Here is a 9527-nt window from a genome sequence, read left to right as displayed (position 1 = left end):
GAGGTCGGGTGCGGGTTCGGTGGGGGCGGGCGCTTTGCGCAGTTCCCCGCGCCCCTGAGTCGCGGAACCCGGCACCCCGGCCGCGCCCCCCGTCAGCGAATCGTGATCGTGATCGTCGAACCCTTCGGTGCCGTGTCCCCGCCCTTCACGGACTGTTTCTTCACCGTGTCGCCGAACAGGCCCAGCAGGCCGCGGTCCTCGTCGACCTGGAAGCCGGCGGCCTCCAGTTCGGACTTGGCGTCGTCCACGCTGTCGCCCGTGACGTCCGGGACCTCGACCATCTCCGGGCCCTTGGAGACCGTCAGCGTGACGGTGTCGCCCTCGGCTGCCTGGTTGTCGGGGGCCGGGGTCTGCTTGGCGACCTGGCCCGCGTCGAACTCGGAGTTGACCCGGGTGGCGGCGACCTCGACCTTCAGACCGGCCTCCACGAGGTCGGCCCTGGCGTCGGCCAGGTCCTCGCCGGTGACGTCCGGGACGTCGACCGGGGCGCCCTTGCTGACGGTGAGCGCGACGGCCGATTCGGCGCGCAGCGTGGTGCCGCTCCCGGGGTCGGTGCTGATCACGGCCCCCTTCGGAACGTCCTCGCTGAACTCGCGCGTGACCATGCCCGGTTCCAGCCCGGCCGCCTTCAGCCGGGCTCTCGCCTTGCTCAGCGCCGAGCCGCCCACGTCGGGGACCTTCACCGTGTGCGGGCCCTTGGAGACGGTGATCGACACGGAGTCGTGGTTCCGTATCCGGGCGCCGACCCCCGGGTCCGTGCTGATGACGGTGCCGCGCTTCACGGTGTCGCTGTAGGCGTACGTGACCTTGCCGGCCTCCAGGCCCGCCTCGTCCAGCCGGTCCCTGGCCTGCGCCTCGGTCTTCGCCAGCAGGGCCGGGACCCGGGTGAACTGGCCGGAGTTGATGTACCAGACGCCCGCTCCGAGCCCGAGGGCCAGCAGGACCGCCGCGACGATCAGGAGCGGACCGCGCCGGGAACCGCCCGAGGAACGGCCGCGCCGGGAGGGCGGCAGCGGGGGGCTCTCCAGGACGCTGGTGCGGTGGTACGCCTGCTCCGGCTCGTCCTCGTCGACCGGCAGCAGGCGCGGCACGGTCAGCGAGCGCGGGATCACGCTCGTACGGTTCTCGGCGCCCGCGTGATCCGCGGCGAGCGCCTGCGGGGGCACCGCGTCCAGCTGCTCGGGGCTCAGCCGGCCGCGGGCCTCGCGGGTCTGGGCGAGCAGGGCCACGGCGTCGTACGGGCGCAGGCCCGGGGTGCGGGCGGTCGCCGACGCGACCAGTTCGTCCAGTTCGAACGGCAGCCCGGGGACCAGGGCCGAAGGGGGCGGGACGTCCTCGTGGAGGTGCTTGTAGAGGACTATCGCGGGGGATTCGCCCTCGTGCGGCTGGCTGCCGGTCAGCATCTCGTACAGCACGACACCGCACGCGTACACGTCGACGCGGGCGTCCGCGGTGCCCGGCTGGTCGATCTGCTCGGGTGAGAGATAGGACACGGTGCCGAGCACGGCTCCGGTGGTGCTGGTCACGGTGTTCACCGACCGCACGAGCCCGAAGTCGGCGACCTTGACCCGGCCGTCGTCCCCTATCAGGACGTTCTCCGGCTTCATGTCGCGGTGCACGAAACCAGCGCGGTGGGCGGCGCCGAGCGCGGCGAGCACCGGCTCCAGGATGTCCAGGGCGGCGCGCGGCTGCAGGGCCCCGCGCTCGCGCAGCACGTCACGCAGGGTGCAGCCGGCGACGTACTCCATGGCGAGATAGACGTACGACCCGGCGGTGCCCTGGTCGAAGACCTGCACCACGTTGGGGTGGGCGAGCCGGGCGACGGACTTGGCCTCCCGGATGAACCGCTCGACGAAGGTCCCGTCCGCCGCCAGCGCCGGGTGCATCACCTTGAGCGCGAGCACGCGGTCCAGGCGGGTGTCCAGGGCCCGGTAGACCGTGGCCATCCCGCCGACCGCGATGCGCGCGTCCACGCGATAGCGGCCGTCGAGCACCTGCCCGACCAGCGGGTCCTGAAGGGTCGTATCCACCAGGCGAGTGTACGAGCCGCCGCTGACAGTCCATCCGGTTCCGCGGCCACAGGAGTGGTACTGCAGCTGACCTGTGACGGAGGTCGCACCTGCCCGTGTCCCGGGTCGAACGCGTGTTCAGAATGCCGGGCGTTCCGGATCCAGCACGGCCCTGCCCTCCACCGGGGACGATGCCTCGGCGAAATGCCGCCGGGGGATCCGCCCCGCCCGGTGCGCCAGCCGGCCCGCCTCCACCGCGTGCCGCATCGCCTGTGCCATCAGCTCCGGCTCCTGCGCCCGTGTCACGGCCGAGGCGAGCATCACACCCGCGCACCCCAGTTCCATCGCCAGGGCCGCGTCCGACGCCGTGCCCGCCCCGGCGTCCAGGATCACCGGCACGCGCGCGTGCTCGACGATCAGCTGGAAGTTGTGCGGGTTGCGGATGCCGAGTCCCGAGCCGATCGGGGAGCCCAGAGGCATGATCGCCGCGCAGCCCACGTCCTGCAGCTTGCGGGCCAGCACCGGGTCGTCGTTGGTGTACGGCAGCACCGTGAACCCGTCGTCGACCAGGGTCTCCGCCGCGTCCAGCAGCTCAATGGGGTCCGGCAGAAGGGTGCGCTCGTCGGCGATGACCTCCACCTTGATCAGGTCGGTGCCGAGCGCCTCGCGCGCGAGGCGGGCCGTCAGGACGGCCTCCCCGGCCGTGAAGCAGCCCGCCGTGTTGGGGAGCACCCGGATGCCGAGCTTGTCCAGTACGGACAGCACCGAGCCGTGCACCGAGGGGTTCACGCGCCGCATCGCGACCGTCGTCAGCTCGGTGCCGGAGGCGACCAGCGCCCGCTCCAGCACCTCCAGGCTGGGCGCCCCGCCCGTGCCCATGATCAGCCGGGACGAGAACGACGTACCGCCGAGGACGAAGGGATCGTCGGCCATGGGTCAGCCTCCTTGGACTGCGGTGAGGACTTCCACGCGGTCTCCCTCGGCGAGGGAGGTGAAGGGCCATTGCGTGCGCGGGACGACGGTCTCGTTGAGCGCTGCGGCCACCCCGGAGGGCGCAGGCGTCAGCGCCCGTACGACGGCGTCGAGAGCCGTGCCGGGAGCGAACTGGCGCAGCTCCCCGTTGACGGAGATGTTCATGCCGGCTGCTCCACGGACTCGAGGAAGCGCCTCGGGGTGAACGGGCGGGCCACCTCCGGCAGTTCACCGGTCGTCAGGGCGTGTGCCATGGCGTCCCCGGTGGCCGGCGTCAGCAGCACGCCGTTGCGGTAGTGCCCGGTGGCCAGCAGGAGGCCGGGCAGGTCCGTCGGGCCGAGCAGCGGGGCGTTGTCCGGGGAGCCCGGGCGCAGTCCCGCGCGGGTCTCCGTCAGCGGCAGCTCGGTGATGCCGGGGACCAGTTCGTGCGCGTCCCGCAGCAGCTCGTACACCCCGCCCGCGGTCACCGTGGTGTCCCAGCCCAGCTCCTCGCTGGTCGCGCCGACCACCAGCTCGCCGTTCTCGCGGGGCACCAGATAGACCTGGCTGCCGCGCACGACGGCCCGCACGGTACGGCTCAGGAAGGGCGCGTGGTGCTGCGGCACGGTCAGGCGCAGCACCTGCCCCTTCACGGGCCGCACGGGAGGCAGCAGGGCCGCGGGAACCCCTTCCAGGCGGCCGCTGAGGCTTCCGGCGGCGAGCACCACCTGGCCCGCCCCCAGTTCCTCGCCGTCCGTGGTGACGACCCCGGTGGCCCGGTCCGCCGTGATCCGCAGACAGCGCGCCCAGGTGCGGTGGAACCGCACACCCGCCCGCTCGCACGCGGCCAGCAACGCGCGCGTGAGGCGGCGTGGATCGATCTGGTGGTCTCCGTCCACCCGCAGCCCGCCCCGCACGCCCGGCGCGAGCATCGGCTCCAGACGCCGGCACTCCCGGCCGGACAGCCACTCCGACTCCAGCCCCGACTGCCGCTGGAGCGCGTGCAGTTCGCGCAGATGGGCGCGGTCGTCGGCGTCCAGGGCGACGGCGAGCGTGCCGCAGCGGCGGTAGCCGAGGTCGTGTCCGGTCGACTCGGTGAGCTCCGCCACGAAGGCGGGATAACGGTGCGCGGAGGCGAGGTTGAGGCCCAGCAGGGTCTGCTCGCCGTAGTGCAGTTCGGTGACCGCGGCCAGCATCCCGGCGGCCACCTGGGCGGCCCCGCCGCCCGGTTCGGGGTCCACGACGGCCGTGGTGAGACCGCGTTGCGCGGCCCGCCAGGCCGTGACCAGGCCGATGATGCCGCCCCCGACGACGAGGACGTCTGACGTACGTGAGGACATGGGCGTCCAGCCCCTCCCTTCGCCGGCATGACCCGGATCAGGTTCGTACGGTCGGAGGCCGCCCAGCCTCCCTCTCAGCCCGGTGCGTCCGGGCTCCCGCGAGTGCTCTACGTTGGCCACCCTAGCCCGTGCCCGTGCGCCTCTGTAAGGGAGCCTTCCGCCATGCCCCGCTCGCTCGACGGTCTCGTCCTCGCCCCGGTGGCCGATCAGGCCCCAGGTCAGGTGGGTACGCGAACCCGGTTCACCTACCACGAGAAGGGCGGGGAGATCTGGGCCGAGTACGCGGGCGGTGACGTCGTCCGCGGACATCTCGTCGGCACGCGCGCGGGGGACCGTCTCGACTTCCGGTACGTGCAGCTCAAGCGCGACGGGACGACGTCGTCCGGGCACTGCGTCTCGACGGTCGTGGAGCTCTCCGACGGCCGGGTGCGGCTGGAGGAGACATGGGAGTGGGAGTCGCAGGCGGGCAGCGGGACGAGCGTTGTGGAGCAGGTCACTGCGCACGACTCCTGACTGACTGATTGTCAGCTGACTATGGTGATCAAATGAGCGAGCAGACGCAGGCGCAGGCACAGCGGCGGGTGGTCGTGGTCGGCGCGGGCATGGCCGGGGTGCAGACCGCGGTCGCGCTGCGCGAACAGGGCTTCACGGGAACCGTCACCCTGATCGGCGCGGAGCCCCATCAGCCGTACGACCGGCCGCCGCTCTCCAAGGCCGTGCTGCTGGGCAAGGCCGAGGGGTCCGCCTTCGACGTGGACTTCGAGGCGCTCGGCATCGGACTGCTGCTCGGCCGCGAGGTGCTGGGCGTGCGCCCCGACGCGCACGAACTGGACACCGCGGACGGGCCCTTCCCGTACGACGTCCTCGTTCTCGCCACCGGTGCCGAACCGGTCCGGCTGCCCGGCACGGAGGGCGTGCCCGGGGTGCATCTGCTGCGCACGCTGGACGACGCCGAGCGGCTGCGTCCCGTGCTCGCGCGCCAGCACGACGTCGTGGTGGTCGGCGCGGGCTGGATCGGCGCCGAGTTCGCCACCGCCGCGCGCGAGGCGGGCTGCGCGGTGACCGTCGTGGAGGCCGCCGACCGGCCCCTCGCCGGCGCGCTGCCCGCCGAGGTGGCCGAGCCGATGACCTCCTGGTACGCCGACGCGGGCGCCGATCTGCGCACGCACGCGCGCGTGGAGCGCGTCGAGCCCGGCGCGGTGGTCCTGGACGACGGCTCCCGGGTGCCCGCGGGCGCGGTCGTCGTCGGTATCGGAGCCCGGCCCGCCACGGCCTGGCTCGCCGGTTCGGGCATCGAGCTCGGCGCCCACCGCGAGGTTCTCGCCGACGACCGGCTGCGCACCTCCGCGCCGGACGTCTACGCGGTCGGCGACTGCGCCTCCTTCCCCTCGCGGCGGTACGGCGAGCGCCTGCTGGTCCACCACTGGGACAACGCCCTCCAGGGCCCCCGCACGGTGGCCGCCGACATCCTGGGCGAGACGCCCACCGTCTACGACCCGGTCCCGTACTTCTGGTCCGAGCAGTTCGGCCGCTTCGTCCAGTACGCCGGCCACCACGCGTCCGCCGACACGACCCTGTGGCGCGGCGATCCGTCCGGTCCCGCCTGGACGGTGTGCTGGCTGCGCGAGAACCGCCTGGTGGCCCTCCTCGCGGTGGGCCGCCCCCGCGACCTGGCCCAGGGCCGCCGCCTGATCGAAGCGGGCACGGAGATGAACCCGCAGCTGCTCCCGGACCCGTCGAGACCCCTGAAGGCGGCGACGGCGTAGGCGGCGGCCGGGCGTCCCGGGCGGGCAGCCACGACCCCGCCCGGTGGAGTCTCGGGGCGGTTCGTTGCCGGGCCCTGGCCGACGGCGTTGCCGGGCGGACGATCGGGCGGCTCGCCCCGCCGGGCTCTGCCGTGAGCAGCGGGGCTGACCCTGTCGGCGCAGGCCGGCCGGGATCTGCCGGTTCCTGAGGGCGGGGGTCTGCCTGGGCACGGGCGCGTGGGTGGTGGCAGCGGCGACGGCGGCTCGGCCCGCTTGCCGCGCCGTGCCGGGGCTCTGCCGTGATCGGCCGGGCGGGCGGTCGGTCCTGCCGGGCAGGATCTGCCTGATCCTCAGGGCGGCGCGGGCGGTGGCGTGGCCGACGAGCGGACGGCCGGCCCGCTTGCCGCGCCGTGCCGGGGCTCTGCCGTGATCGGCCGGGCGGGCGGTCGGTCCTGCCGGGCAGGATCTGCCTGATCCTCAGGGCGGCGCGGGCGGTGGCGTGGCCGATGAGCGGATGGCCGGCCCGCATGCGGCGCCCCGCCGGGGCTCTGCCGAGAGCGGCGGGGCCGGCCCTGTCGGCGCCGGCCGGCCGGGGCCCGGCTGGTCCTGACGGCGGAGATCTGCCTGGTGCCGACGGCTGGGGCCCACCGAAACCCGGCGGTCGGAGCTGCCTGGTCCCGCGGCAGTCCGTCAGCCGGTGATGCATACCCGTTCCCCCGCCGGAGGCGCCCCGGCTTCCGACTGTCAGTGCGGGATGGCACGCTTGATCCCGTGACCGAGATTGACGCAAAGATCGATGCTCTCGTCCCCGCCTGGCTCACCCTCCCCGACATCGCAGAGATGCTCGACGTCGAGGTGACGCGTGTGCGGCAGCTGGTCAAGGAGGGCCAGCTCATCGCCGTACGCCGTGGTGAGAACCGCGCACTGCACGTCCCCGCCGCCTTCATCGACGGGGCCGAGCAGAAGGTCGTCAAGGGCCTTGTCGGGACCCTGACGCTCCTGAGGGACGACGGCTTCACCGACGAAGAGATGCTGGAGTGGCTGTTCACGCCCGATGACAGCCTGCCCGGCACCCCCGCGCAGGCCCTGAGCGAGAATCGCGGCACGGAGGTGAAGCGCCGGGCCCAGGCGCTCGCCGTCTGATCCGAACCACACCGGCGTACGGGCCGTGACCGCCGGGGCCATGGCCCTGGTCCGGCACGGCCCGTACGCCACCGAACCCGGGGGAGACACCCGCATGCCCGACACCGCCCGTACCCAGCTCGCCGACGCCCGCGTCTACCTGTGCACGGACGCCCGCAGGCGCCAGGGCGACCTCGCCGCGTTCCTGGACGCGGTCCTGGCCGGCGGTGTCGACATCGTGCAGCTGCGGGACAAGGGCATGGAGGCGGTCGAGGAGCTGGAGCACCTCCAGGTCTTCGCCGACGCCTGCGCACGGCACGGCAAGCTCCTCGCGGTCAACGACCGGGCCGACGTCGCCCACGCGGCCGCCGCCGACGTACTGCACCTGGGCCAGGGCGACCTGCCCGTCCCCGCCGCCCGCGCGATCCTCGGCGACGACGTCCTCATAGGCCGCTCCACCCACGCCGAGGCGGAGGTGTCCGCGGCCGCCGCGCAGGACGGCGTGGACTACTTCTGCACCGGCCCCTGCTGGCCGACCCCCACCAAGCCCGGCCGGCACGCCCCCGGTCTCGACCTGGTCCGGTACACCGCCGCCCTCGGCACCGACCGCCCCTGGTTCGCCATCGGCGGCATCGATCTCGGCAACCTCGACGAGGTCCTGGAGGCCGGAGCCCGCCGGGTCGTCGTCGTCCGCGCCATCACCGAGGCGGACGACCCCGGCGCGGCCGCCGCGGAGTTCGCGAAGCGCCTGCGTGACACGCGGTGACGGCCGCCGGCAGCCGGTCGCATGATCGGTCCGGTGTCCGAGGGGTGGACAACAAGTCGACAAAGCGGGCAAATTTCCCCGATCCGGTTGGGCGACCGTCGCCCCCTGGCTAACCTGCCGGTATGGCCCTAGGAACCGCATCCACCAGGACTGACCGCGCACGCACCGTGCGCGACATGCTCGCCGCGGGCAAGACGACGTACTCCTTCGAGTTCTCGGCGCCCAAGACTCCCAAGGGTGAGCGGAACCTGTGGAGCGCGCTCAGGCGGGTCGAGGCGGTCGCCCCGGACTTCGTCTCCGTCACCTACGGAGCCGGCGGCTCCACCCGCGCGGGCACCGTCAAGGAGACCCAGCAGATCGTCGCGGACACCACCCTGACGCCGGTCGCCCACCTCACCGCCGTCAACCACTCCATCGCGGAACTGCGCAACATCATCGGCCAGTACGCCGACGCCGGGATCCGCAACATCCTGGCCGTGCGCGGCGACCCGCCCGGCGACCCCATGGGCGACTGGCTGGCCCATCCGCAGGGCCTGACCTACGCGTCCGAACTCGTCCGCCTCATCAAGGAGTCGGGCGACTTCTGCGTGGGTGTCGCCGCCTTCCCGGAGATGCACCCGCGCTCCGCCGACTGGGACACCGACGTCGCGAACTTCGTCGACAAGTGCCGCGCAGGCGCCGACTACGCCATCACCCAGATGTTCTTCCAGCCGGAGTCGTACCTGCGGCTGCGTGACCGAGTCCACGCGGCCGGCTGCGAGACCCCCGTCATTCCCGAGGTCATGCCCGTGACCAGCGTGCGGATGCTGGAGCGGCTCCCGCAGCTCAGCAACGCGAGCATCCCCTCCGTCCTGAAAGAGCGGATCCTCACAGCAAAGGACGATCCGGCCGCTGTACGCTCGATCGGAATCGAGTTCGCCACGGAGTTCTGCGCGCGGCTGCTGTCCGAGGGAGTGCCCGGACTGCACTTCATCACGCTCAACAACTCCACGGCGACGCTGGAAATCTACGAAAACCTGGGTCTGCACCATCCACCGCAGGCCTAGACCGGCCGCACGGATATACGACACACTGCGTAGCGGTCACTGGGAGAGGGGCGTACATGGGCTGGACGGTCCTCTACATCGCGTTCGGGTTCGTCGCGCTGTGGCTGCTCGGCGAGGTGCTGCTGCAGTACAAGGCGCGACTGCGCTGGCGGCTGCTCGCCTTCGTCGGCTTCCTCGGCGTGGTCCTCGGCGTGCTCATCCCGTCGGTGATCGTCATCGGCCTGGGCGCGATCGCCTTCGCCGTCGGCCAGACCTACGTCACCCTGTCGTTCCGGCGCGGCTTCGAGCAGGGCTGGGCCGTCAACCCGCCCGCCGCGCTCGGCGGTCTGACCGGCGGCAAGAAGAGCCGCCGGGAACGCGGCGGCGAGGAACCCGACCTGCCGGTCTCCGGCCTGGACACGGCTGACGCGGCCTACGGCGACGAGACCGGCTACGGCCAGGTCCGGCCGGACACCGCCGGCTACGGCCAGGACGACTACGACCGCGACGACGTCTTCACGCCCGCCCGCTCCGCCGCCCCCACGGCCGCCGAGAGCACCGCGGTCTAC

At 73.0% G+C, this 9527-nt stretch carries 9 protein-coding genes, 1 pseudogene and 1 riboswitch; of the genes and pseudogenes, 6 read left to right on the top strand and 4 right to left on the bottom strand.

The window, feature by feature from the left end; genetic code table 11:
• Positions 1–92: 92 nt before the first annotated feature.
• The 4 genes from pknB to thiO all read right to left on the bottom strand — a co-directional run bounded on the left by pknB (position 93) and on the right by thiO (position 4300).
• Positions 93–2030 carry a Stk1 family PASTA domain-containing Ser/Thr kinase gene (gene pknB, locus EHS43_RS28055; protein WP_125193530.1) on the bottom strand — a complete coding sequence of 646 codons (1938 nt, stop codon included), beginning with the start codon at positions 2028–2030 and terminating at the stop codon, positions 93–95.
• Positions 2031–2147: 117 nt separating this feature from the next.
• Complete coding sequence (locus EHS43_RS28050; protein ID WP_125193529.1) at positions 2148–2942, bottom strand: thiazole synthase; 795 nt, start codon at positions 2940–2942, stop codon at positions 2148–2150.
• A 3-nt stretch (positions 2943–2945) separates the two neighbouring features.
• Entirely contained in the window at positions 2946–3146 is a 201-nt protein-coding gene (thiS, locus tag EHS43_RS28045) for a sulfur carrier protein ThiS (RefSeq protein WP_125193528.1), read from the bottom strand.
• Entirely contained in the window at positions 3143–4300 is a 1158-nt protein-coding gene (gene thiO, locus EHS43_RS28040) for a glycine oxidase ThiO (RefSeq protein ID WP_125193527.1), read from the bottom strand. The genes thiS and thiO overlap by 4 nt, the downstream gene beginning before the upstream one ends.
• Positions 4298–4410: riboswitch (TPP riboswitch) on the bottom strand. (Overlaps the previous gene by 3 nt.)
• A 52-nt stretch (positions 4411–4462) precedes the next feature.
• Between thiO and EHS43_RS28035 the strand changes: the two genes are divergently transcribed.
• The 6 genes and pseudogenes from EHS43_RS28035 to EHS43_RS28010 form a co-directional block, all read left to right on the top strand.
• Positions 4463–4813 (top strand): hypothetical protein, encoded by a 351-nt coding sequence (locus EHS43_RS28035; protein ID WP_125193526.1) that lies wholly within the window; start codon positions 4463–4465, stop codon positions 4811–4813.
• Between the two features lie 32 nt (positions 4814–4845).
• Complete coding sequence (locus EHS43_RS28030) at positions 4846–6066, top strand: NAD(P)/FAD-dependent oxidoreductase (RefSeq protein ID WP_185806442.1); 1221 nt, start codon at positions 4846–4848, stop codon at positions 6064–6066.
• 750 nt (positions 6067–6816) lie between these two features.
• Positions 6817–7188 (top strand): Rv2175c family DNA-binding protein, encoded by a 372-nt coding sequence (locus EHS43_RS28025; protein ID WP_037719469.1) that lies wholly within the window; start codon positions 6817–6819, stop codon positions 7186–7188.
• Between the two features lie 94 nt (positions 7189–7282).
• Positions 7283–7933, top strand: a complete 651-nt coding sequence (gene thiE / locus EHS43_RS28020; RefSeq protein ID WP_125193531.1) for a thiamine phosphate synthase — start codon at positions 7283–7285, stop codon at positions 7931–7933.
• Between the two features lie 122 nt (positions 7934–8055).
• Positions 8056–8979, top strand: coding sequence for a methylenetetrahydrofolate reductase [NAD(P)H] (metF, locus tag EHS43_RS28015; protein WP_125193525.1), 924 nt, complete (start codon positions 8056–8058; stop codon positions 8977–8979).
• 56 nt (positions 8980–9035) lie between these two features.
• Positions 9036–9527 (top strand): annotated as a pseudogene (locus tag EHS43_RS28010) (hypothetical protein); the annotation flags it as partial.

This window comes from Streptomyces sp. RP5T (assembly GCF_003933965.1).
Taxonomy (GTDB): Bacteria; Actinomycetota; Actinomycetes; order Streptomycetales; family Streptomycetaceae; genus Streptomyces.
This window is presented reverse-complemented; position numbering and strand designations above follow the sequence as displayed.

What these genes read in the sequence shown, in the direction of transcription:
- EHS43_RS28050 (WP_125193529.1), bottom strand. Translation starts at nt 2,942, where the DNA reads ATGGCCGACGATCCCTTCGTCCTCGGCGGTACGTCGTTCTCGTCCCGG.
- thiS (WP_125193528.1), bottom strand. Translation starts at nt 3,146, where the DNA reads ATGAACATCTCCGTCAACGGGGAGCTGCGCCAGTTCGCTCCCGGCACG.
- thiO (WP_125193527.1), bottom strand. Translation starts at nt 4,300, where the DNA reads ATGTCCTCACGTACGTCAGACGTCCTCGTCGTCGGGGGCGGCATCATC.
- EHS43_RS28035 (WP_125193526.1), top strand. Translation starts at nt 4,463, where the DNA reads ATGCCCCGCTCGCTCGACGGTCTCGTCCTCGCCCCGGTGGCCGATCAG.
- EHS43_RS28030 (WP_185806442.1), top strand. Translation starts at nt 4,846, where the DNA reads ATGAGCGAGCAGACGCAGGCGCAGGCACAGCGGCGGGTGGTCGTGGTC.
- thiE (WP_125193531.1), top strand. Translation starts at nt 7,283, where the DNA reads ATGCCCGACACCGCCCGTACCCAGCTCGCCGACGCCCGCGTCTACCTG.
- metF (WP_125193525.1), top strand. Translation starts at nt 8,056, where the DNA reads ATGGCCCTAGGAACCGCATCCACCAGGACTGACCGCGCACGCACCGTG.